Origin of the sequence: Winogradskyella undariae, from assembly GCF_013285155.1 — a bacterium.
Taxonomy (GTDB): Bacteria; Bacteroidota; Bacteroidia; order Flavobacteriales; family Flavobacteriaceae; genus Winogradskyella; species Winogradskyella undariae.
In genome coordinates this window covers 1-24,613 of record NZ_JABTEL010000022.1, presented here as the reverse complement: position 1 = coordinate 24,613, position 24,613 = coordinate 1, and the positions used below count along the sequence as shown (strand labels likewise).

Genomic DNA, 24,613 nt, shown 5'->3' with positions numbered 1-24,613 from the left:
TGTGCTTTCTTTTTATAGGTCTTAAATTTAGTGTTTTTATTAAAATGCTAACTTAAGCCGTGTATAATTAATTGCTTTGGTCGTTGCCTATTTGGAAAATTCCTTCGGAATTTTCTCGCGTTCGTTTTTGTTTACTAAATTAGTTGCTGAAATACGCAACTAACCATACACAAAACCGTTGTGCAACATTTGACCAAACTATGGCGAAGAAAATCGGAATTCTAATTTTGACAATTATATTGACACCGATTTTAGCTGGTATTTACGGAATTTTACACGACCAAATTTCTTACTCTATTTCGCCCGAATATTTCACAAAATTTAAATTTGCCCAATTTGAATTCGGATTTATGGCTCAAAATCAACCGAGATTGACAGCTTCAGTAGTCGGATTCTTTTCAACTTGGTGGACTGGATTGATAATCGGAATTGTATTAAGCATTATCGGATTGACTTTTCCGAATCACAAAACGATGTGGAAAAGTATAAAAATAGCTACGATACGAACTTTAGGAATTGCACTCGGAATTGGACTTTTGGGAATTGTAGTTGGCGAATTAATTATTTCGGAGATTGACGGAAATTGGATTATTCCAGATAGCGTAACTGACAAAAATGCTTTTTTGACAGTCGGAACAATGCACACTTTTAGCTACATTGGTGGCTTAATTGGTTTGATTTTCGGAGTGATTTATCAATTACGTCTAAAAAAAGACATTACAAAAGATTAGAATGACAAAAAAGGAATTTATAGAATTTGTTAATGTGACTTTAAATGAGGTCAAACTCTACGCGGAAATTCACGCAAACAAATCGCTTCCTAATAAATTCAAATTTAAGTGGTTAAAAGATGATTGCAAAACTGTTATCGGACGTGAAAATGTAATTAAGGAAATTGTAAGACTTGTATTTATAGAAGAAGATAAAATCTATCCTTGTGTAGATTTAAATATTGGTTTAGAAGAAGAATACATTTCAATTACTTCTTGGATTGCGAATTATAATCCTCGTCCTTTCCAAAAAGGATGGAGTAATCGACCAGGACCTTTCATTTACTGTTTAGGTCACGATATTATAAGTAATAAAATTGACACAAAATCAAAAGAGTTCAAAAACAAATTGATTGACCTTGGACTTTTGCATTATGAAAAAGAATAAAAACGTTGCACAACACCGTGTATAATTAATTGCTTTGGCAAGTGATTATTTGGAAAATTCCTTCGGAATTTTCTTGCGTTCGTTTTTGTTTACTAAATTAGTTGCTTAAACACGCAACTAACCATACACAATCACGTTGCCATTAATTTAGATGAACAGAAATCAAATCAAGAAAGAGTTTCAAGAAAACTTCCGAGAATTAAGAAAAATTTTGAATTCTTGGGAATTAATTCCTGGTTCACCATCTGATGAATTTGATTCTATAAATCATCAAATTTTAAGTCATTTATACAAAGGAGCTGACTATGAGAAAATCTCTCGTGTTTTAGATAGCGAATTGACTGTGACTTATGGATTATCGACCGATTTGAAAGATGCCGAAAAAATAACAACGGAAATTATGGAATGGTGGAATTTTAAAATCTCGAATAGAATTATATGATTTCGGATATTATAGAAATTAAAGCAAAATTTACTCTTTACCCAACTGAAAACGGAGGAAAAAAATCAGGAATAAAAACTGGCTATCGACCAAATCACGTTTTTGCATATAAAGAAAACTCATCTGACTTTGCAACGGCTTATGTCGGACAAATAGACTTTGAAAAGGAATGGATTTTACCAAACGATTCCGAAACAGTAACAGTCAGGTTTTTGAAAGGTGGAAATATAAGTGAATTGATTAAAAAAGGAAGAGTTTGGTGGATTCACGAAGGACGAAGAAAAGTTGGAGAAGCAGAAGTTTTAGAAATAATATCGGAATAAAAACTAATGGCAACACCGTGTATAATTAATTGCTTGGTTCTAGCCTACTTGCGAATATTCCTGCGGAATATTCACAGGTTCGTAAATGTTTATTAACTTAGTTGCTTAACCACGCAACTAACCATACACGATCACGTTCTACGCAATTTGAAAAACATTGAACTAAAAAATATAATTGAGGAAGTTTTTAAAAAAGAGAAAAAGAACAAATTCACTTTTTTGACTGGAGCTGGAATATCATCTGATAGCGGAATTCCTACTTATAGAGGTTCTGATGGAATTTGGATTAAAGGAACAAAATTTCATAAACCCGAAAAATTTGGAACTTTTGAGTATTTCTACAAAAACCCTGAAGAAGTTTGGCAATACACACTTTTTAGAAAACGAATGCTGGAAAACGCTAAACCAAATCAAAGTCACGAAATAATAGCTGATATTGAGAATGAACTTAAAGATAGATTTCAGCTAATTACTCAAAATGTTGATAATCTTCATAAACGTGCAGGAAATGAAAGGTTATTTGAAATACACGGAAATTATCGTGAAGTAAAATGCTCTGTAGCTTGTAGAGAAATAAGGCCAATACCAACTGAACTTAAAGGAAAAGAGCTTACAGAAGATTTAACTCATGAGGAAGTTGATGCTTTAAAGTGTCCGAATTGTGGAGCTTGGATGCGAGCAAATATTTTATGGTTTGATGAATATTATGATGAAAAAACCAATAAAGCTGATAGCTCATTAAGAGTTGCTAAAAATACTGGAGTATTATTTGTAATCGGAACTTCTGGTGCTACCAACTTGCCAATGCGAATTGCGGAAACGACTATACAATATGGAGGATATGTTGTTGATATTAATTTAGAAGACAATTCATTTTCTGATTACCTGTCAACCAAAAAGAATAAACTGATTTTACGTGGAAAGAGTATTGATTTTCTGCCTGAAATTAAGCATCTGATAAAAAACTGCGTAGAACACCGTGTATAATTAATTGCTTTATTTCTGCCTACTTGCGAATATTCCTGCGGAATATTCACGGGTTCGTAAATGTTTATTAAATTAGTTGCTTAACCACGCAACTAACCATACACAACAACGTTAGGTGCAATTACCAAAAAATGAACAAATATCTATCAATCATAAAATCAAATTTAATAGGAATCCTAATTGCAGGCGGAATATTTTATTGGGGTTTTGCAAATAATGGATATATACGAATGGGTATTGCATTACTCATTCTTCTTGCAATTATTAAATCAGGAATTGGCAATTTTAACTACGCAATTGAATTAGATAATTGGACTGAATCAAATCAGGAAAAGCTTATCTTATTTTATCCAACAAAAAAAACAATTCAAGAGAAAATCAAAGCTGAATTTATTCCCAAAATTCCGTATGAAGTGATGGAAGTCTATTATGATGGACCAAAATTAATTGGAGATATAAAACGTTCAATCGTGTTAGAAATAATGAAATGGAATACAAATATTAAAATCCATCAACCAGCAATCCTTAAAATAGTAAATAAGTCAGTTGTAATGGAAGAACTTTATGAACTGAAAAGTATAGATAAAGAGGTTATTGACTTTCAAAAATTATTGAATAGAATTGATAAAGTAAAAAAAAGCACCTAACACCGTGTATAATTAATTGCTAGGTCACTGCTGACTTACGAACATTCCTGCGGAATATTCTATCTGTGATTTATTTGCTAAATTACGTGCTTAACCACGCAACTAACCATACACAATCACGTTAGCCACAATTAGAACAAAATGCTTGAAGATTTAGTCAAAAAACACCGCGAAATTCTTAGCCAAAATAATGTAAAAAATATTAATTTGTCTATATCAGCATTATACTGTGAACAAAATATAGATGAGATTGAAAAATCAATAACTGAATGTAACAAAGCGCTTCTTGGAAAACCATTTGATAAATATTTGCCTTGTCCAGGAGAAGGATGGAGTGTGGATATTGACCCTGAGGAAATTGGCGATAAGATTGTTGAAATAGAGTTTATTTATGCTAATAACCTTGATACTAAAAGTATAGTTCCTTTATGGCTGTTCAAATTACTTTTAAGTGAAAGATATCATCATATCAACAGATAATTTTTTTATTCGAACAATAAATTGAAAAGAAGTGGGAATTATCTAAATGGTCTAAGAGAAGGTATATGGATAGAATATTTGAAAATGGAAATATTATTATTCTAATGGTCGAATAAAAAAAGAAAGAAATTATTGAAAAAATAACTGTGGCTAACACCGTGTATAATTAATTGCTTGGTCACTGCCGACTTACGAACATTCCTGCGGAATATTCTATCTGTGATTTATTTACTAAATTAGTTGCTTAACCACGCAACTAACCATACACAATCACGTTGTGCGTCATTAAAACCAATGAATACGATAAAAGCCGAAATAGATAAAAGTGACTACGGAACAGATGATTTCCCAAATCTAAAAATTGACGGATTTTGGCTTGACGAGAAACTCGAAGAGCTTTATCCGAACAATATGTACAAGGGACTTTATCCTACTCTACTTTTTTGGATGGAAATAGAACAAGAACGAAAAGTTGTTTGGAATAGAATTTTACCTAAAATCGGAGAAATGACAATTTGCCCAATTCTAATGTGTCCAGACGATAATGATTTTTCCTGCACGCTAATTTTAGCGGAAATTGAAAATTGCGAAAAAACAATAAAATGGAACAGATTAGGAATTGATAAAACGACAGAATATAACGCTGAAAAAGTTGGTGCAAAAACTGAATGGTTTGAAAAAATAAGCGGATTTGAATTCTCAAAAGCTGATTATGAAATAATGTTATTGGAATTTAAAAAACATTATCAAACAGAAAAAACGAATTGGGAAAAACAGAATCCTGATTTTAAACAGAAATTGCCCTTTGAAAAATAACGAACGCACAACACCGTGTATAATTAATTGCTTGGTCACTGCCGACTTACGAACATTCCTGCGGAATATTCTATCTGTGATTTATTTGCTAAATTAGGTGCTTAAACACGCAACTAACCATACACAACCACGTTAGGCACAAGCTGAAAAAACCATCGATATTGAATAACGAATTGATAAGCATTCTAAAAGCCATTTTGGCTACTCTACTCTATCTCATTGGAATTGAACTTATCGGTTCTTGGTCTCTTATAGCAGAAACAATTGGATTCGAAAGCTACTACAAATATTATTTCTTAATTCAAGGAACTTTGCAATTAATTGGAGTTTTGATTTTTATCTATTTTGTAAGAAAACGGACTTTCAAAAATCTGATTAAAAAAACTCATCGAAAATGGTATTTATTTGCTTTAATATTGGGTATTTCATTTGTGTTTATGCAAACACCTTTAAAATGGATATACAACTTATTATTCGGAACTGAATACCATATTGCTTATAGATTTGATGGCTTGCCTAAATTCAAGAATATAAATATGATTTCTGCTATCCTAATGATTCCTATCGGAGAAGAATTGTTTTTCAGAGAATATGTCCAGAATAATTTACAGAAAAAAACAAAAACAATAGTTGCGATTTTATTGGCTTCTATTTTGTTCGCATCAATTCATTCACCTTATATGAATTTGATTTTGGAATCATCAAAACAAGATTGGCATTTATTTTATTTGACAATATTTGGCGGAATTATATCTGGAATTCTATATTTTAAATCTAAATCAATTGGACCATCTATTGTCTTTCATATGTTTTGGAATATAATGGTATATATTGTCTGAATTAAATAAAAGCCAGATGCCTAACACCGTGTATAATTAATTGCTTTGTTCTTGCCTACTTGCGAAAATTCCTGCGGAATTTTCACAGGTTCGTCAAAGTTTACTAACTTAATTGCTTAACCACGCAACTAACCATACACAACAACGTTAGCTGCAAGTTAAAACAACCATATGCCAATATTTACAAAACAAGCTTTTACCTCACTTTCTGAAAAGAGAGCTGCTTCAAGAGGAAAAACACTATATACAGTTCTGAATGAAGCTAGAGTTGAATTAAAATCTTCAACAAAAATTGGTATTTTTCTGTCTCATTCACACAAGGATAAGAATCTTATAAAAGAAGCTATTGCTTTTTTTAAAGCAATTAATGTATCTGTTTATGTTGATTGGATGGATGAAAGTATGCCCGAAAAAACAAGTGGTGTTACAGCAACAAAAATAAAATCAAAAATTATTACAAATGAAAAATTTATTTTACTAGCTACAAATGATGCGGTTATTTCCAAATGGTGTAATTGGGAATTAGGAATTGGAGACACATATAAATTTTCTAAAGATAATCTTGCGATATTACCTCTATCGGAAAATAGTGGTACTTGGTATGGAAATGAATACCTTCAAATTTATCCTCACATAGAATCGGTAACTCGTGGGAACGATGGAATTTATGACAATATTTTTAGAATAATATATCCAGATGGTTCACAAAAATGGTTGAGCGATTGGTTAAAAGAATAAACAATGGAAAATAAAAGAAAACATTTAGAATTTATTCAATTGGTTATAACCAGAATGAATGTTAATTCCTTTTTGCTTAAAGGTTGGTCAGTCACTTTAGTTGCTGCATTATTTGCTTTTGCAGCCAAAGATTCAGACATAAGTTATGTAATAATCACTTACATATCTACACCAATATTTTGGCTGCTTGATGCTTATTATTTAAGCCTTGAAAGACAATACAGAGGTCTTTATAACTCTGTTAAAATCAAAGAAGAAGAAAATATTGATTTTGATATGAATGCTAAACCATTTGACAAAGGAAAAAACTCTTGGCTATCGTCCATATTTTCAATAACTCTTTTGTTTTTTTATGGAGGTTTAACTGCGATTACTTTAATAATAATGTTAGTTATAAATTAAAATGGCAAAAAGAGTATTTTTCAGTTTTCATCACGATGATGTAAAATCATTCAGAGCAAATGTAGTAAGACAACATTGGGTTACTAAACCTAATCGTGAAGTTGCTGGGTTCTTTGATGCTTCTATATGGGAAAAAGCCAAGAAAGAGGGTTTTATTGCTTTAAAACGAATGATTAATTCAGGACTTAAAAACACATCAAATACTTGTGTTTTAATTGGAACCGAAACATACAGACGTCCTTGGGTTAGATATGAAATTTTTAAATCTTTCGTTAGAGGAAACCACATTTTTGGTGTTCATATTAATGGAATTAGAGATAAAGATAAACAGACAAAAAATTTAGGAAAAAATCCGTTTAAATATTTAGGATATAGATATAATGATTTAGGAACTCACATTACCTTTTTTGAATATTTAAATGGTAAATGGGTAGAATATTCATCTGTCGAAAATAAATCAACCTTTAAATTAACAAAACCAAAACCATCCAAGAAAAATGAATTTGTCAAATTTTCAGAAACCCGTAAAACTTATTTATGGAATAAAGACAAAGGGTATGAAAACTTTGGAACTTGGGTAAAATAACCAGCAGCTAACAACGTGTATAAAACATAGCTCTTAAAGGCTTTCCGAGAGGTTTTTATATATTTACAAAGTACGCCGAATTTTTTATTTGGTTATATTTATAAAAGAAAATAAAAAATTCGGCTCGTGCTAAATCCGAAAAGTTAGCGATTATTTACACGCTACGTTTCATACACAAGACCGTTACCAACAAGCGAAAAAGAACCAGGTCATACAAGTAGAACATTTGATTTTACTGCCACGAAAGCTAACTGAGAATAATGAAAATTGAAATAACAGAAAATAATTAATGGCAGGATTTGACGATATATTAAAATCAGCTCAATGGCATCAAAATATTCAGAAATCTATGGGAATTAGTTCTCAATTATCTGAAATATTTAAGATTCAAGATAGTATAACTAAAAATCTTAGTGGTCTAGGTATGGTGTCTGAAATTACTAAGAGTATGCAAAAACATCAAAAATTGTTTGAAAACCCTACTCTATCAGCAATTAAAGAAATATCAAAGAGTTTAAACCTTCAAACAAAATTTGCTATACCACAATCAACGCTTGATACACTCGCCTCAATTAATCACCAACACGCACAATTATTTGATGGAATAAGAGAAATATCAAATGCATTTAAGGTACAATCACCTGTAATTGCTCAAATCAACAATCTAAATTTTGCTTTAAGTGGCATTTCAGGTCAAATTGCAGCAATAGCAGCACAACAAAGAAATTGGGCAATAATTGATGATTATGAAGAAGTAACTGAACAAGCTATTGAATTTTCTGAAAGTCTTACTGAAGAAATAACAGAAGAACAAAAAAGACAGTTTCAAATATTACTCACATTAGTTTCTACATTTGTAAAAAAGTATGGCATTCAAGGATTACTAATTATTGATATTATTTTACGTTTTGCCGGTTTACATCAATATTATGACTTTCTGAAACAAAAGCCAGAACTACCAACAAAACAAGAAATTAATCAAATTACAATCAAACAAGATTCTATAGTTCAATTTATAAGTGCAGTAAATGAACAATTAAAAAACGCAAAGGAATACAGAATTACAAACAGAGAATGTGAAATAAAACTGAAACCTAAGACAAAAACATTGTCCGTTTCTAAACTACCTGTAGGGTTTGAATTAATTGTTTTACAAGTTAATCATAAATGGGTTTTAGTAAGTTTCTTTGATCCTAAAGATAACTTACCTCAAACAGGTTGGATAATGAAAAAACATTTAAAAAAAACTAAATAAAATGACCGATATACCAACGCTATAAACAGAACTAAAACAGCCAGTTGGTAACAATGTATAAAAAACATAGGGCGGATTAGGCTAAACTTGAAAACCTGTGTTTATTTATAAGGTCGCCAAATATAAAATTTGGCATTTACGGTTGAGAATATAAATACAAAATATTTATATTTGGCTTAGTACCAAACCGAAACGAAAGTGCTTATCACCTGCCCTACGTTTCTTATACTAAACGTTAGCATACATTAATGAACAAGTATATTACATTGATATTAACACTGAACTTATTGTTCAGTTGCAAAGGAAAAACTGAAGATATTCCAGTGCCTACCGAGTTCTCTGAACTAATTGAATGGGGAATTGAATCTCCTGCAGATTCGCTTTTTGTATTTTATAAAAATTGCAAAATATCAACTGACAAAATAAAAAAAAGAGAATTAGGTAATAATCTAGTATTTCAATACTATTTAAAAGAAACAGATTATATTGACACCACTGACGAAGAGTATTTTGAAGAAATAAAATTTGAAATACCAATAAAATCAGGTCTACAAAAATATTCTACCAATAATCTATCTGACTACAAAACAACTTTCGAATGGGGATGTTTCTGTGATTGGCCTAATGAAACAGAAGCAGAACAGAACATTGGAAAAATTGAATTGGAAAAACTTAATGATTCAATTTGGGAAGTGACAATTGATATAAAAAATATTCCTCTAAATAAAGAAAAAAAGATTAAACGAAAATTTTACGAGTATAAACCCAAGTTAGAAATCGCAACAAAAGATACAATTAATAGAACTGATAAATTTAATAGAAAACAAGGACATTGGATAACTGAAAGTTATTTTACAATTGAAAACGGAATCTACTCAAACAATTATTTTTCTGGTTCTAGGTTTAATTTTATGTACTATAAAGAAAAAAAGACCTTAAGTAGCATTTGGATATATGAAAATGATGAATGGACAAAGAGCATTAAATTTGACAGATATGGGAAACTAGTAAAAAAATAACGTATGCTAACACCGTGTATAATTAATTGCTTTGGCAAGTGCTTATTTGGAAAATTCCTTCGGAATTTTCTCGCGTTCGTTTTTGTTTACTAAATTAGTTGCTTAAACACGCAACTAACCATACACAAAACCGTTGGCAACCATTTGAGGAAAAAATGAAACATACATTAATAATTCTAGCTTTTGCACTTTCATTGGTTTCTTGTAATCAAGAAAAAAAACTGAATTCAGAATTCGGATTATTCTCGATTGAATTTATTGATTCGTTAAAAACAATCTCAAATCCAGCAGAAAATTTTGAATTGAATGCAACAGATAATAATACGATTGTTGCTAAAAACGGAACTATATTGATTATTTCGCCTAATTCGTTTGTTGATATTAATGGGAACTTAATCTCAAATGTGATAATTAAAATTAAAGAAAATTTTGAAATGTCTGATTTCATTCTTTCAAACCTTCAAACGAAACACAATAATGAGATATTAGAATCAACTGGAATGATATATTTATCTGCGACTGACGAAAAGGGAAATACTCTTTCTCTATCACCAGATAAAAAAATCAGAGTCCAAATCCCTCAAAATAAGAGTGACGACAACTCAAAAATATTTTTAGGAACGAGAATCGAAAATGGAACAATTAATTGGCAAAATATTGAAGAACCAACCAAATCTCTTATTCCTTATCCAATAGCATTTTTAGCCGAAATAGCACCTTGGAGATGTATTGAGTCTGATATTGTAAACGTCTATGAAGAAAAATTTAAAAACAATCCAAAATTTGAAAACACTTTAGTTGCAACAAAGGAATTTGCTGAAAGAATTGGTTGTGATGATGAAATATTAGAAATCTATCTAAATAATCTCGACAAAAATCTTTATGAAATTGACGAAATGATTGTAAAGCATTTAGTTAAAGATTCAACGGATTATCTTAATTCTTGGATTTTTGAAAAAGCCCCTAATCCAAATGGAGGACCAAGAACAAAAGCTCAAAAAGATGCGCATAAATGGATGGTAGATAATTCAAGTAAAAATTATCACGATTGGATAAACCGATATAGAGAACTTGCGAAACAAAAATTGACCAAAGTAGACACAACTAAAGTCATAGACACTACCAAATTAAAGGAAATAAATGAAGCATTTATTTCATATGACGCTTCTAATTTAGGTTGGATTAATGTAGATGTATTCTTCAATGACCCAAAATCTGAACCAATCGAATTGATTGCCAAAACAAATCAAGAAGTTCAAATTATTAATCTAATTTTAAAAGGAAGAAATGTAATTTTAAGTGGATTAAATAAAAGTGATAACAAATATAGCTTTACCAAAAACGAAGAAGGATATAACAAATTACCGAAAGGAGAAAAAGCCTTAATTACTGCAATCGGATATGATAATGGAATTCTGACTTTTGGAAAAACGGAGATTATATTAGGAGAAAATAAAATAGAAACATTGGATTTAAAAGAAGTATCAGCTTCTGAACTAAAAGAAGAAATTAAAAAAACGGTTGCCAACACCGTGTATAATTAATTGCTTTGGCAAGTGCTTATTTGGAAAATTCCTTCGGAATTTTCTCGGGTTCGTATTTGTTTACTAAATTAGTTGCTTAACCACGCAACTAACCATACACAACAACGTTGTAAGTAATTAAAAAAAACATCAGAATGCCATTAGAAACATTGAAATTTCACCTTTATTCTTTAAGGTTCACGCCTTATGCAAAATTGGCTGACAAAAATACAAGCTCTTCGATTCTAAAAGACACAATTACTTATTTGACAAAGGAATTGAGAAACGGACAAGGACATTTGATTGACAAAAACAGAAATCGAAAAAATGAAAGTCCACGAGAAATATTTATGACAAGTGCTGTTTTTATGCATAAGGAAAGAAGAATTCGATGTGGTTTAGCATTATTACGTTCTGGTAGAGTTCCTAAAATAAAACCAATAGATGAATTTAAACTTGTTCCTATTAAAACTTTAGGTTCAATAGCAGAGGAAACGCACTTTTTCATTGACTTTAGCAGAAATTATGCAGTTATATGTATCGAATATAATTATTTTGGTCCGAGAATATCTGATGTTGAATATTATTTAAGAAATGTAGCTCGTGATACACTAAAATTATCAAAAACTACAGATGTCAATTTGTATATGAGTAATACTATAGACAAAACTCTTGAGAATTTAAAAAATGTACTGAATATGCAAATCAAAATCCAACCAAGCAAAATTGCTCAAATGGATAATGACATAAAAGGACAATATTTTACTGGAATTAATACAATCGGAAATAGATTGAAACCAAATTTCATAAAAGTGGAAACTCTATTTCAAACACCAGGAAACACAGTTGAAAGTAAAGGTTTGAATAAAGAAGCCAATTCTATGGTAAAAACTTTAATAGGTAAGTTTAAAGCACGACCATTTAATATTGATTGCTTCGATGACTTTGTTGTAAAATACGAAGATAAAGAAGGGAATGAAGAAGTATTTAATCTTTTAAAAGGTAAAAAAGAATTAGAATATGAGGTAGAAATGACAACTCTTAAAAAAAGGCGACATTGGTATGAATTAATTGAAAAAGATTTTGATGAATTTATGGTAACTTTCAACTAATGATTTTAGACAAATATTTTAGAAGACCAGTATTATACGACTACTTAATTTCTTTAGTTGTTGCTATAATATTGTTTGTAGTTTATAGTAAAGGTATTTTTAATCTACCAAAAGACGAGCGGTCATTATCAATGACATCTGATTTAGCAAATGTTGGTTTAACAAGTGCCGGTTTCATACTTACGTTGTTAACTGTTTTAATTACATTTAAAAGTAGTTCCAAGATTAATAAAAAGAATTATTCAGACGACGACTCTTTATTTGATTTATTCTTCTCTTCAGAGTTATATTTTATGACAGTTAGAATATTGAAAAATTGCATCAAATCTTTAATATTAATTTCAGTAATTGGTTTTGCTTTAAAACTTGCAATTCCGAAAGATTTTTTGAAATATGTCTTTTTTTATAATATTTTCGGATTAATAATAATCGCTTTGACTTTATACAGATGTTTGTTGGTTTTGACGAAAGTTTTAAAAATGCAGGAATAAATAACTACTTACAACACCGTGTATAATTAATTGCTTTGGCAAGTGCTTATTTGGAAAATTCCTTCGGAATTTTCACGGGTTCGTAAAAGTTTACTAATTTAGTTGCTCAACCACGCAACTAACCATACACAAACACGTTAGCCATAATGCGAAACCAACGCCAAAGATGATTTTAATATTTCTGTTTTTAACCTTAATTATTGTGCTTTTCTATCCTATTATCGGATTTAAAATGTTCAAGTCACTTAAGAAAAAGAATAAGCCGAAATTTTATAGACTTTCTATCATATTATTAATTCTGATTTTGATTCCTGGCTTTTTCTGGAAATTACTACCTGGCTCTGACTTTTTTTGGCAACCTATAGAAAACGCTCAAGAAAAAAACTATAATCTTGAATTAACCGGATTTGAATATAATGATGGAGATTTGATATACGAATACGAAACTGAACGAGCTTTTAATGGAGATGGATATTCTATATGGATTTATAAAATCGACGAAAAAACTGCCGAATATTTCAAAAACCCAAATGAAGAGTTTTTTACCAAATATCCAAAAACCGATTTCAGAAATGATTGGGAATCTGAATTTTGGAAACGTACACCTTTTGACCAAAAAGAACAGAAATTTTTAGACTTTGCACATAGCACTCTTGATGAACTGGATTTTGAATTAGAGGATTTACTCAACGAAAGTGGAAATTATTATGCTTATGAATACTATATGCACAGTTTTGGAATTGGAAACATTGATTTTTACATAATCTGTCCGAATCGAAAGTTGATAGTTAAAATAAATAGTAATACGTAAATAAACACTATGGCTAACACCGTGTATAATTAATTGCTTTTTTAGGCTTACTTGCGAAAATTCCTGCGGAATTTTCTCTGGTCCGTAAAAGTTTGCTAAATTAGCTACCCAACCACGCAACTAACCATACACAAACACGTTGGCAAACATTTGAACGAAATGCAGTACTATCTATTTATCATTGATGATTCTGGAGCAATTGAGGAAATTGATTATAAAAAAATCGATGGAAAAATTGTTGCGATATGTAAAATGTACGACGACATTGATTTTAATAAACTTAATGATATTTTACACTCAACTAATGAATATATAATTAATGAAAAAGCATTAAATATTTTCAAAGAAAGTAATACAATAGATTATAAATTAGGGAAAGCAAAAGTATTGCGTAAAGAAAAATTATTTGGATTATTTAAAAAGAACAATTCTTATGAATATTTCGACTTGACTTTTCCTGACGAAAACGCTTCGGATTGCTACGATTGGATTGATTTTGAAAAAAGTGAAATATTTGTGACTGACGAAAATGGCGAGAAATTTAAAATTAAATCTCATCAAAACGAGTTGGACTTGATATCAGAAAATAAATTAGACTCTACGAAAAGTTATTCGTTTGAGACAAAAAAAGTTGTTTTTAACAAAAAATTCGATTCTAACATTGACTTGTTCAAAATCCCTCATTATTCTTGGGGAATTTATGTTTCGGAAAGGTTAAAAAACAAATTAGAAAATGCCAAAATTACTGACATTCGATTTGCAGAAAATAAAGAAGAATTAGGAAAAATGTGGAAACCGCATTTCCCAATAATTGAATTTGAAAAATAAAAACGATTTGCCAACACCGTGTATAATTAATTGCTAGGTTCTAGCCTACTTGCGAAAATTCCTGCGGAATTTTCACGGGTTCGTAAAAGTTTACTAAATTAGTTGCTCAACCACGCAACTAACCATACACAAACACGTTGTACGCAAGCTGTGAAAACTTATGAGAGCCATTAAAATCTTCATTCTATTTATATTATTTAGCCAAGTTTTATTTGGACAAAATAACTGCGGAGATTTTAAAAATTACGAGGAATCTCAAAAGTGGATTAAGGAAATCAAACAGTTAAATCTTGAAGAGCGTAAAAACAAAATCTTCGACAGAATTAAATGTGAGCAAGAATCGGAACAAAGCGAAATTGACTTTTCGCTTACAATAATTATAGATGGTGGAATTTTTTCAACAGCCAATGACATTGCAAATGAACAATTTGAAAAATTGAAATTAATTCCAGCTGAAAGCATTGAAGTTACACAATCTCTATGTGAATCCGAGGGAATTTATCCTGAAAAATGTAATCTTGGATTTGTTCTTATAAATCGTCCTGAAAAACCAGTACTTAACGAAATAACTGAACTCAAAAACATTCGGATAAAAAGGAGAAAAGGAAAAATAATTATCAAATTGGAATCTGAAATTGAGGACGACATTAAATTTGAATTAAACCATTTACTAAAAGGACATAGCACAACACTCTTTGTTAATACCGAATTGAAAAAAGGAAATAACAGATTTGTTTTTAAAAGGAGTAATAATTTGCAACTTGTCGAATTAGAAATAAACGGAAAGAAATTAATTATAATAATATAAAAGCCAGCGTACAACACCGTGTATAATTAATTGCTTTGTTCTTGCCTACTTGCGAATATTCCTGCGGAATATTCACGGGTTCGTAAAAGTTTGCTAACTTAGTTGCTTAACCACGCAACTAACCATACACAAGACCGTTGTGTACAATTATGAGAAACGTCCTGCTTATCATCTTAATTTCGGTTTTTACTTCGAGTTTTTCGCAAGTAGAAATTGACACATCCGAAATTAAATCGATAAGGTATGAATGGAAAATTGACATTGAAAAAAATGACTCAACTCTTTATCAAATTCTGACTGAATATAAAAGTGGCATTTATAAAGAAGAGTTCGTTGACTTTAAAAAAGAACATCACAAATTTCCATTTATCAATATTTTTGAATCAAAATCCGACTATTTAGATCGTGACATAAAATCAAACAGAAAAGTTCATTATTGGTCTGCAATGAACGGGCTTCAAAAAAATTACTATGACAAATATGGAAATTTAGATAGTATTTATTTTCGTTACGAAAAAGATTCACTAAAAGAAATTAAGACTAAAATCAAAAAAGAATATCGTCGGAAAGGGAAGTTAAAATACTTAATAAATAAACACGATGAAAAAGAAATCTATTTTTATACATTATTAGGAAATTTAAAAAAAATTGAATTATACAAAGATTCAACCCTTTATGAAATTAGTAATTTTAAAAAAGGTTTATTATTAAGTAAAATCTATCCAACCCGAAAAAAGTATAGAAAAAGATTCACTTATGAATATGATAGATACAATCGAATTCTAAAAAGAGACGATAAAGATTATGAGTACTTTTTGTATTTTTATAATGATTCTGGACTAAGTAAAATTGAAAAGATATTAAAGAAAAAAGATATGATTCTAGAACAAAAATTATTTCTTTATGATAAAAATGGAATTCTTAAAACAAAAAAGGAATTTAGGAAAATAGGCGGAAAACTTAAATTAACGAACAAATATAATTACGAGTACAAATAACAGTACACAACACCGTGTATAATTAATTGCTTTGGCAAGTGCTTATTTGGAAAATTCCTTCGGAATTTTCTCGCGTTCGTTTTTGTTTACTAAATTAGTTGCTTAAACACGCAACTAACCATACACAATCACGTTACCACACATTTGAACGCAACATTGAAAATAATACTCAAAATCATCGGACTAATAATTCTATTGATATTTCTATACTTTATGGAGTCTATTATTTTCTGGATGATTTTTGGAGAAGGCGGACAAGCAAGTAGTATGATGGATAATGGATTGACAAAATTAATTATGTATGTTATTCCGTTTATAATTGTTGGTGGAATTGCATTCAAAGTGTTTAAGAAAGAATAGAACGACCGAATTGAAAATCCTAAAAAAAATATTATTAGTAATTGGAATTTTAGCAATAGTCGGATTTGCTATAATTTGGGATATTGCGGATAGAGGACAATTCTATTCTAAACATATTCCGACTGACGAGCTAAATGAATTTTATATGCACAAAACGTCTGAACAACAGGAAAAGGCGTTTGAGAAAAATTTCGGATTTGGAAAATATAAATTCCCACGAGAACACGTTGCGAAAATAACGTTGTTTAAGAATGACTTTTTGACCAGTCGTTTGACTTCCAAAACTGTGTCGGACTTGAATAAGGCTGATTTAATTACATTTTTCAACAATCCGAGCAATTTCGATTGGTCAGAGACTACTTGGAGTTTATCTGAATCAGAATATATTTTGAGGTTTTATAATAAAGAAAATATGGAAATAGGAAAGGTTTGGCTCTGTTTGGAAGGTTGTGGAATGACTGAATCGGAACCATTCTCACCGAATATGAAATACGGAGGATTAAGTGAAATTGGAAAAGAGAATCTGAATTTCATACTGAACGAAATATTAACTGAATAAAAAACGTGTGGTAACACCGTGTATAATTAATTGCTTGGTTCTAGCCTACTTGCGAAAATTCCTGCGGAATTTTCACGGGTTCGTAAAAGTTTACTAATTTAGTTGCTTAACCACGCAACTAACCATACACAATCACGTTGGCTTTAATGCTGAAGGTCATCGCAAAACAACCTAATTTTGGTATATTAAGTTTAGTAATTTAAAGCCTGAATAGAAACTTAATGAGGAATATTAAGATAACTAAAAACAAATATGAATAAATGATTGCCAGTATTTTTTTCTTTTTATTTCTAATCCTTGCGATAATCAAATTAACCATACGCTATGATGGAAAGAAAAGATTGAATAAATTATCTAATGAAATTGCAATAAAATCAAAGGAGGAATCAGAAAAAAGAAAGTTAGAAGTCAAAAACAATCCCTACAGATATAAATATTGGAATAAAATTATAGATGGCTCTGAAACTATCGAAATAGATAAATCCGAAGTTTCCTCTCAAATATTATTGGACAATTGGGACTTTATTTCTAAATATTATTACGTAATTAAGGAAGAAGTTAAAGCCATGAGAAACGATTCTGATTTCAAAGAAGAACACATTATTTCTGATTTATCATTTAATCATGATTTAACTAAAGTATTATACAAAAAAAATTTAGATTTAATAAAACCTACCATTATTGATTTTCTAACTAATATTCTTGAAAACAAACAAAAATTGAGAAAATCAGATGCAAAATTTCCTTTAAAAGCAATTAGTATAATTTATTTCTTACAAGGGAATTATAATTTTCACTTAAGTGCTGAACCTTCCAGAGTATTTCATAATGAGAAATATTCAAAATATGTACCTGAATTTAAATTTGAACATGAATTCAATATTGATATACACGAAATTGAAACTGCAATTTTAAAAGATTTAAATATAACTGCTGGAGATTATGATGATGTGGATGAGAGTTACGTCTATGATTTATTTTCTAAAATGATGGTTGAGTGTTGGAAAATAGCAAAACAAAAAACTAATTCAGATTTATTGGGTTCTTTGGATTATGGAACTGGTGGTATAGATTATGATTTAGATACTGGAGAAAGCATTGATGAATTTAATATCAAACAATATTATAAAAACAAAAACATAAAAATTGAAAGATATTTAGAGGATTGAAAAAGCACTAAAAGCCAACACCGTGTATAATTAATTGCTTCATTGAGCTTACTTGCGAATATTCCTGCGGAATATTCACGGGTTCGTAAATGTTTGCTAACTTAGTCGCTAAACCACGCAACTAATCATACACAAACACGTTAGGCAACATATGAAAAAAACATTCGGCATAGTATTAATAATCTGTTTTTCATCATTTGGTTGCACAAAATCAAATGTCAATTCTGAATATAAAAACGACGTCTTGAATTATGGTTTTAATGGTAAAGTAAAGTCTGTAGAATCCCAACTTTACAACTTAATCCAAGAAAAAGACACTTTTAAACTCGGAGAGAAAATAAATTCCCTTTCATTTGACCGAAATTCACTTTTGGAATTCAATGAACTTGGCAATTTGACTTCATCAAAGGAATTCTATTATAATGGAAAAGTTAGTAATGAAATTATTTACACTTACGATAATAATAGATTAATTAAGAGAAAGGAAATTGATAATTACGGAAAAGGTTCGTATTATGAAAATGAATTTAAATATAACTCTAATGACAGCTTAACTCAATGGATAATTTCAAATAAAGATTTTAAAAGAACTCATAAAATTGAGAGAGATGAAAACAATCGACCAATCAAAAGTGAAGTAATTCAAAATGACACCATTATTAACACTTACATTGTAATGTATGACAAAAATAACAATGTAATTACCGAGAATGAATTTAGGCTGAATAATATTCCAGTCAAGCTATTAGAAAGAACTTTTAATGAACAAAATTTAAAAGAAAAAGAGCAAATAATCGAATATCGAACTTGGGATACCTTGAATTACGAGAACAAGTACTTTTATGACGACGATAATAAACTAATTAGCGAAAAATTCATTGTAGAAAATGATTCAACGTATGAAGACATAGTGTATGAATATCATAGAAATGGAGAACTAAAAAAAGTCATAACTACACCAAAAGGAAATTACACTTACTTTACAATTCAGACCCAAAAATATGATGAAAACGGTAATTTAATTGAACGATTAGATGAACCAAGTGACGATAAACCAAAAACAGTATGGAGTTATGAATACAAATACGATTCATCGAAAAATTGGATAGAAAAAGTGAATTACAAAGACAATAAGCCATTAAGAATAGTAAAAAGGACAATAGAATATTACGAATAAAATACGTTGCCTAACAATGGCTATAATTAATACGGGTTTTGGTGCTTAACCCAAAGTTTAGGTATATTTACTAAGTCCGCCAAATCTTTTGATTTGGCTTTAGTACAAAAAAGATAAAACAAAATAAAAAGATTTGGCTAAGTGCTTATTCGGAAATTAATTACTTTTAAACCCCGTACTAAACATAGCCGAAACCGTTGGCAAACATTTGACCAAAATGACCCGAATAATAATATTGACACTTATGCTATCATTCTTTGGACTTGGGAAAAGTAACGCCCAGAAAAACAAAATACCATCCGAAAAAACTGAATCAACTGAAAAGCAGAAAGGAATTATTGGTAGATATTACGAAGATGAATTGCCTGTAATAATGAAATTCGTGAATGAATTACCTGAAAAAAAAGTAATGTCTGAATTGCCTTTTCTGACTGTAATTTCGTGGAAATATGATGGAACTGAACGAAATGGAATGCCATTAACGGAAGTTAATGACAGAATGATAATTTTAGAAGAAGCTATAGAAAAATCTATGGATTCGACCGAATTATTTACTCACGTTTACAGCCGAACTGGAAATAATTTAAAAGAATTAGCATATTACAGTAAAAGTCAAAAGGATTTTATGGAAATATTAAATCGGACTTTGGAAAAGCACGATTCTTATCCGATAGAAATCAATTTTTATGAAGATAAGGAATGGACTGATTTTAAAACTGTAATTAGGGATTTTAAAAAATAAAAACGATTTGCCAACACCGTGTATAATTAATTGCTTTGGCTAGTGCTTATCCGGAAAATTCCTTCGGAATTTTCACGGGTTCGTAAATGTTTGCTAACTTAGTCGCTTAACCACGCAACTAACCATACACAATCACGTTGCCCATAATAGAGAAAACCACTCAAACGCAATCAATTCGGAATTATAAAACCTGACTTTCCCTAAATAAAACGTTGAATCAATTGTGCGGAATTTTACTCAAACTCTGAATAAAAATCACAACGGAATTTTAGCAATTTTACGGAATTGAGCAACTTTTAAAAACTGAACTGTACGCTGAAAATTACTCTTGCGGAATTTAGCAAGTTTCGGAATTGCTCACTCAAACGGAATTGAAAATCTTTGCGGAATAAAACGCTGACTGAATTTACTCAAACGCTGAAAATTTGAAAATGAGGATTAATTGAATAACTTGAACGCTGAAAAAAAAACTACTATGGGCAACAATGTATAAAAATAATGCGTAGTTTAGTGCTTAATCAAGAGTCCGTGCATTTTTGGTACATCTGATTTTCCTATCGGAAAATCCTCGCACACAAAACCGCACTATTCTTATACTAGCCGTTGTACACCATTTGAGAAAAACTTCGTCGGACAATAGAATTATGGATTTAAAAACTCAAAAAGCGGAATTGAAAAGTATAAATTGGGACGGAATAAAAAATGAACTGAATAAGTTGGACGGAATTGGAAACGGATATTTGACTTTAGAAAATGATAATGGCGATTATATTCAATGCGCTGGAAATCCAAGTATGCTAACAGTGGAATTTCGACTGAATTCAAAACCTAATTTCAAACATTATGTTCTCGGAAAAGGGAAAGATAAAAGTCCCATGAAAGTGAGTTGGATTGCTCTACAGAATAATGTCGGACCAATTATGGTTCATAAAGAAGAGGTCTTAAATATAAAAGATGCGGAATGGATTTTTAAAGAATTTTTCGAAAATCAAACAATTCCCACGGAACTGAATAAACGAAACGTAACTAAATTACACTTGGAAAAATAAAAACGGTGTACAACAACGTGTATAATTCATTGCTAGTTCTAGCCTACTTGGAAATTCCTTCGGAATTTCCTCTGGTTCATTTTCTTTTGCTATTTTAGTTCCTTAAACACGCAACAAACCATACACGAACACGTTGTGATTAATATTGCCGACTTTCGGTCATCCACCAAACATTGTAGCTTTCTTCGAGGTCTTTTAAGTTTCCAAAAATGATGTGATTTGAAAATCGACGTAGGAAGATTTTTAAAGCGCCAAACTGTTCGATTGAAATCGTTGAGAGCGCGCTCTCAGAACGTTTGAAAACGTTAAACAGTTTGTCTGAAGTTATTGAAAAAAAATGAGAAAGTCAAGTTTGTTATATTATTTAACACTAATAAATATCTGACTTATAGTCCCTTACATTGATGTTTTTTTCAACAACTCATCATTTTTAGAAATTTAAATAATAAGGATTCGAAGAAAGTTTTTATTTTAAAACAAGCCATATATCGGTATATAACCAATTTTAAAACAAAACAATGTCTGGTGGCTGAATATCCTATGTAGCGTCGTCCATACTACGTATTTTAAGCTTAAAGTAGATAACCAAATCTAAGCCTAGAATAAAGATCCTGGAAAGCTATAAACCAAAAGAAAATAAAAATACTAAACACAACAGCGCATATAAAAAATAGCTTAGTCATTGATTTAATTTTATTTTTTGTTTCTTTATAGAAGATATATAAACCCGAAAGGCAGCTGATAATGAAGACGCTACTTTTCATATACGTACACCGTTGTGCTTAATTTATGAAAAACATTCTGCTAATAATATTAATTCTGAATTTCACCTCTTGTAATCAACTTACAAAAGAGGTTGAAAATTCATTTTCGACAATGGGAATTAAGTTGGATAGTTTAAATAATATTGAGGAGAAAAAAATAGAAAAGCTCTTTAATGAAATTAACTCGAAACGGATTAAAAAATATGACGGAGAAAATTCTGCAATGATTTATTATTCTGCAATTAAACATAATCGTATTGTAGATTCGTTGATTGACAAACTTAAATCAGTTGGAGAAAACGAACTCGAAAAAAAGAAATTAACAGACCGATTTGAATACGAAAAGGCTGACTTAAAAACTAAGCTGAATTCTATTACGGAATTCAACACCAAACGGACAATTGATTCTTTGCTAAAACCATCGAATGACATTGAAATTATGCCAAATTTTGCAATCATATCTGAATTTCAAAGCGGAAAATTAAATGCATCTGAAAGTTCGGAATTACTATTGCAGAAATTGAACGAAAAAATAAAAACTGAACTGAATAAAAACTAAGCACAACACCGTGTATAATTAATTGCTGTGTATGTGCTCATCTGGAATATTCCTGCGGAATATTCTCAGGTTCGTGGGTTTTTGTTAACTTAGTTGCTAAATCACGCAACTAACCATACACATCAACGTTGTGGTGCATTTAAAAAAACATTGTGGAAAATTTAGAATGAAGTATAAAATCAAAAATAATAATTTAAAATATATCGTCAAATTAACGATTTTAATACCATTGATTTTGTTTTCTTCTTGTGCAGAAAATATTGACAAAGACACCATAAATAACTTTGATGATTATCAAAAAGCGAAAGATATTTTAGTTCAGAATATCAAAGAGATAAAAGAAAATGTAGATTATCAACTCGTAAATGAAAATCTCAACCAAGAAAATCAAAATGTTTTTTTCAGCAATGAATTTCATTTTAAGAATACAGTTGCACAAAAAAATAAAGAATTACTCAAAGTTTTGGATTTGTGGACAGACGGTAGAATAAGTGCAGACAAGGTTTTCGGTACAATATCTTTGAGTAATGATAGTACTGTGATTTTTAAAACAAAATATAACGGCGGAATTTTTTCTGGAATTAGCCATTATTTGATTTATGACCCGCAAAATAGGATTGGATTGAAAACTGATAAAAATAGTGAGATATTAAAAGTAGAAGAGATAAAAAAGAATTGGAAATACGTTATTGAAAAAAGATTTTACGTGGATTAAAAACGCACCACAACAACGTATATATCTCATAGCTAGTAAGTTGCTTGATCGGAAGTTCAGGCATATTTACGAGGTCCGCCAAATTTTTTAATTTGGCTTATTGAAGAGAAAAGGTAATAAGAAAATTAAAAAATTCGGCTCGTGCTTAACCGAATAGTTATCGCTAATTTACACGCTACGAGCCATATACAAAACCGTTGTACAACATTTGACCAGAAATGAAACTATTTCGATTTTTAAAGAAAAAACTGAACGAATTGGACAATATTCCAGAGGATAATCTGACTCAAAAGGTTACGGAAAAATCTAATGCGGAAACTGAATCTAAAACAGAGACGAATAACGAAAATAGCGACAGAACAAATTGGACTGGGGAAAATTTCGAATTTCTAATAACTGGAGTTAATGAAATTCCAAATGAGGAATATGACAGAATAATGACGCCGAATTCATTTGAATGGAAAAAAGTGATTAAAGACGAATGGCCATTTTATAAAGTTGGAGAAGATGAATTTAGTTTCTCTTGGGAAATACCTGGAATCCAATTCACTTTCAATAAAGAAGTGAAATATGAAAAAGCGAAAAAGATTGCGGACGAAATAATTGAGAATATTAATTCGATTGGACAAAAAGCGGAATTACTAACTCTTGAATCGGATAAAATTTATAAATTTTAACAGAATAAAGTAAATTGATAGATTTAAAAAAACATTATGGAGATTTAGAAGCTGAAAAAATAGTTGAAATACTAGAATCAAATGAAGCTTATGAAAAGGAAGTTATAGACTTCTGTAAACAAAGGCTTCTTGAAATGGAAATTTCAAAAGAGCAATTAAAAATTTACTCTAGAAAAGTCCTTAGAAATAGATTTTACAAATATTTTACAGATGGAAAATACAGAACTAATGAAGTTATAGATATAGATAGCTATTTTCTTAACATAAAAGAATCTAAAGTTTGTTTTGAGTTGAGCAAAGAAGAATATATTAAATACCTCGATGGAGCAACTCGAGATTTACCAACATAAAATAAAAAACGTTGTACAACAACGTGTATAGCTCATTGCGGCTGAATTCCTAATCGGAATTCATTGCAATTCACTATCTTTCGGTTACGGCGGAAAATCATAGCTGATTTTCCGCAACGAGCCATACACAAAACCGTTGGCAATAATTATGAAAATGAATTTTCCTGAAATAGGTTGACTAAAAATTAAACCATTAATTAGAGTCACTTATGAAAACAAAAAATGAACA

At 30.2% G+C, this 24,613-nt stretch carries 31 protein-coding genes; all 31 read left to right on the top strand.

Translation table 11 applies throughout. From position 1 onward, the window contains the following. The first annotated feature begins 200 nt into the window (after positions 1 to 200). The 31 genes from HSX10_RS17675 (at position 201) to HSX10_RS17525 (ending at position 24,384) form a co-directional block, all read left to right on the top strand. Entirely contained in the window at positions 201 to 731 is a 531-nt protein-coding gene (locus HSX10_RS17675) for a hypothetical protein (protein WP_173589583.1), read from the top strand. A gap of 1 nt (position 732) precedes the next feature. Beyond that, positions 733 to 1,158, top strand: a complete 426-nt coding sequence (locus HSX10_RS17670) for a hypothetical protein (protein WP_173589582.1) — start codon at positions 733 to 735, stop codon at positions 1,156 to 1,158. Positions 1,159 to 1,309: 151 nt separating this feature from the next. Further along, a complete protein-coding gene (locus HSX10_RS17665; RefSeq protein WP_173589581.1) occupies positions 1,310 to 1,600 on the top strand; it encodes a hypothetical protein in 291 nt (96 codons plus the stop codon). Next, complete coding sequence (locus HSX10_RS17660) at positions 1,597 to 1,923, top strand: hypothetical protein (protein ID WP_173589580.1); 327 nt, start codon at positions 1,597 to 1,599, stop codon at positions 1,921 to 1,923. The genes HSX10_RS17665 and HSX10_RS17660 overlap by 4 nt, the downstream gene beginning before the upstream one ends. Before the next feature lie 147 nt (positions 1,924 to 2,070). Beyond that, a complete protein-coding gene (locus HSX10_RS17655; protein ID WP_217363314.1) occupies positions 2,071 to 2,910 on the top strand; it encodes an SIR2 family NAD-dependent protein deacylase in 840 nt (279 codons plus the stop codon). A gap of 131 nt (positions 2,911 to 3,041) precedes the next feature. Next, positions 3,042 to 3,557 carry a hypothetical protein gene (locus HSX10_RS17650; RefSeq protein WP_173589579.1) on the top strand — a complete coding sequence of 172 codons (516 nt, stop codon included), beginning with the start codon at positions 3,042 to 3,044 and terminating at the stop codon, positions 3,555 to 3,557. A 141-nt stretch (positions 3,558 to 3,698) separates the two neighbouring features. Next, the gene (locus HSX10_RS17645) at positions 3,699 to 4,037 is read left to right on the top strand and encodes a hypothetical protein (RefSeq protein ID WP_173589578.1); all 339 of its coding nucleotides are present in this window, start codon (positions 3,699 to 3,701) and stop codon (positions 4,035 to 4,037) included. 294 nt (positions 4,038 to 4,331) lie between these two features. Beyond that, the gene (locus HSX10_RS17640; protein WP_173589577.1) at positions 4,332 to 4,853 is read left to right on the top strand and encodes a hypothetical protein; all 522 of its coding nucleotides are present in this window, start codon (positions 4,332 to 4,334) and stop codon (positions 4,851 to 4,853) included. A 161-nt stretch (positions 4,854 to 5,014) separates the two neighbouring features. Further along, positions 5,015 to 5,692: a type II CAAX endopeptidase family protein gene (locus HSX10_RS17635; protein ID WP_173589576.1), complete on the top strand. Its 678-nt coding sequence runs from the start codon at positions 5,015 to 5,017 to the stop codon at positions 5,690 to 5,692. Between the two features lie 171 nt (positions 5,693 to 5,863). After that, positions 5,864 to 6,430 (top strand): TIR domain-containing protein, encoded by a 567-nt coding sequence (locus HSX10_RS17630; RefSeq protein ID WP_173589575.1) that lies wholly within the window; start codon positions 5,864 to 5,866, stop codon positions 6,428 to 6,430. Between the two features lie 3 nt (positions 6,431 to 6,433). Next, a complete protein-coding gene (locus HSX10_RS17625; RefSeq protein ID WP_173589574.1) occupies positions 6,434 to 6,832 on the top strand; it encodes a hypothetical protein in 399 nt (132 codons plus the stop codon). A gap of 1 nt (position 6,833) precedes the next feature. Beyond that, positions 6,834 to 7,418, top strand: coding sequence for a TIR domain-containing protein (locus HSX10_RS17620; RefSeq protein ID WP_173589573.1), 585 nt, complete (start codon positions 6,834 to 6,836; stop codon positions 7,416 to 7,418). A 289-nt stretch (positions 7,419 to 7,707) separates the two neighbouring features. Further along, positions 7,708 to 8,673: a hypothetical protein gene (locus tag HSX10_RS17615; RefSeq protein WP_173589572.1), complete on the top strand. Its 966-nt coding sequence runs from the start codon at positions 7,708 to 7,710 to the stop codon at positions 8,671 to 8,673. A gap of 248 nt (positions 8,674 to 8,921) precedes the next feature. Continuing rightward, the gene (locus HSX10_RS17610; protein WP_173589571.1) at positions 8,922 to 9,692 is read left to right on the top strand and encodes a hypothetical protein; all 771 of its coding nucleotides are present in this window, start codon (positions 8,922 to 8,924) and stop codon (positions 9,690 to 9,692) included. 155 nt (positions 9,693 to 9,847) lie between these two features. Beyond that, a complete protein-coding gene (locus HSX10_RS17605) occupies positions 9,848 to 11,236 on the top strand; it encodes a hypothetical protein (protein ID WP_173589570.1) in 1,389 nt (462 codons plus the stop codon). A 134-nt stretch (positions 11,237 to 11,370) separates the two neighbouring features. Beyond that, positions 11,371 to 12,327, top strand: coding sequence for a hypothetical protein (locus HSX10_RS17600; RefSeq protein ID WP_173589569.1), 957 nt, complete (start codon positions 11,371 to 11,373; stop codon positions 12,325 to 12,327). After that, positions 12,327 to 12,818 (top strand): hypothetical protein, encoded by a 492-nt coding sequence (locus HSX10_RS17595; RefSeq protein WP_173589568.1) that lies wholly within the window; start codon positions 12,327 to 12,329, stop codon positions 12,816 to 12,818. The genes HSX10_RS17600 and HSX10_RS17595 overlap by 1 nt, the downstream gene beginning before the upstream one ends. A 166-nt stretch (positions 12,819 to 12,984) precedes the next feature. Continuing rightward, positions 12,985 to 13,629: a hypothetical protein gene (locus HSX10_RS17590; RefSeq protein WP_173589567.1), complete on the top strand. Its 645-nt coding sequence runs from the start codon at positions 12,985 to 12,987 to the stop codon at positions 13,627 to 13,629. Positions 13,630 to 13,788: 159 nt separating this feature from the next. Further along, positions 13,789 to 14,457, top strand: a complete 669-nt coding sequence (locus tag HSX10_RS17585; protein ID WP_173589566.1) for a hypothetical protein — start codon at positions 13,789 to 13,791, stop codon at positions 14,455 to 14,457. A gap of 160 nt (positions 14,458 to 14,617) precedes the next feature. Then, the gene (locus tag HSX10_RS17580; protein WP_173589565.1) at positions 14,618 to 15,265 is read left to right on the top strand and encodes a hypothetical protein; all 648 of its coding nucleotides are present in this window, start codon (positions 14,618 to 14,620) and stop codon (positions 15,263 to 15,265) included. 149 nt (positions 15,266 to 15,414) lie between these two features. Next, positions 15,415 to 16,263, top strand: coding sequence for a hypothetical protein (locus tag HSX10_RS17575; RefSeq protein WP_173589564.1), 849 nt, complete (start codon positions 15,415 to 15,417; stop codon positions 16,261 to 16,263). A gap of 213 nt (positions 16,264 to 16,476) precedes the next feature. Next, positions 16,477 to 16,623 (top strand): hypothetical protein, encoded by a 147-nt coding sequence (locus tag HSX10_RS17570; protein ID WP_173589563.1) that lies wholly within the window; start codon positions 16,477 to 16,479, stop codon positions 16,621 to 16,623. A 10-nt stretch (positions 16,624 to 16,633) separates the two neighbouring features. Continuing rightward, complete coding sequence (locus tag HSX10_RS17565; protein WP_173589562.1) at positions 16,634 to 17,182, top strand: hypothetical protein; 549 nt, start codon at positions 16,634 to 16,636, stop codon at positions 17,180 to 17,182. Between the two features lie 260 nt (positions 17,183 to 17,442). Continuing rightward, positions 17,443 to 18,351, top strand: coding sequence for a hypothetical protein (locus HSX10_RS17560; RefSeq protein ID WP_173589561.1), 909 nt, complete (start codon positions 17,443 to 17,445; stop codon positions 18,349 to 18,351). A gap of 151 nt (positions 18,352 to 18,502) precedes the next feature. Then, positions 18,503 to 19,528 (top strand): hypothetical protein, encoded by a 1,026-nt coding sequence (locus HSX10_RS17555; protein WP_173589560.1) that lies wholly within the window; start codon positions 18,503 to 18,505, stop codon positions 19,526 to 19,528. 244 nt (positions 19,529 to 19,772) lie between these two features. Continuing rightward, positions 19,773 to 20,270 (top strand): DUF695 domain-containing protein, encoded by a 498-nt coding sequence (locus HSX10_RS17550; RefSeq protein ID WP_173589559.1) that lies wholly within the window; start codon positions 19,773 to 19,775, stop codon positions 20,268 to 20,270. A 614-nt stretch (positions 20,271 to 20,884) separates the two neighbouring features. After that, a complete protein-coding gene (locus tag HSX10_RS17545; protein ID WP_173589558.1) occupies positions 20,885 to 21,319 on the top strand; it encodes a hypothetical protein in 435 nt (144 codons plus the stop codon). A gap of 789 nt (positions 21,320 to 22,108) precedes the next feature. Next, positions 22,109 to 22,642, top strand: coding sequence for a hypothetical protein (locus HSX10_RS17540; RefSeq protein WP_173589557.1), 534 nt, complete (start codon positions 22,109 to 22,111; stop codon positions 22,640 to 22,642). Positions 22,643 to 22,808: 166 nt separating this feature from the next. After that, positions 22,809 to 23,357 (top strand): hypothetical protein, encoded by a 549-nt coding sequence (locus tag HSX10_RS17535; RefSeq protein ID WP_173589556.1) that lies wholly within the window; start codon positions 22,809 to 22,811, stop codon positions 23,355 to 23,357. 218 nt (positions 23,358 to 23,575) lie between these two features. Further along, complete coding sequence (locus HSX10_RS17530; RefSeq protein WP_173589555.1) at positions 23,576 to 24,034, top strand: hypothetical protein; 459 nt, start codon at positions 23,576 to 23,578, stop codon at positions 24,032 to 24,034. 14 nt (positions 24,035 to 24,048) lie between these two features. Beyond that, entirely contained in the window at positions 24,049 to 24,384 is a 336-nt protein-coding gene (locus HSX10_RS17525) for a hypothetical protein (protein WP_173589554.1), read from the top strand. Positions 24,385 to 24,613 lie beyond the last annotated feature (229 nt).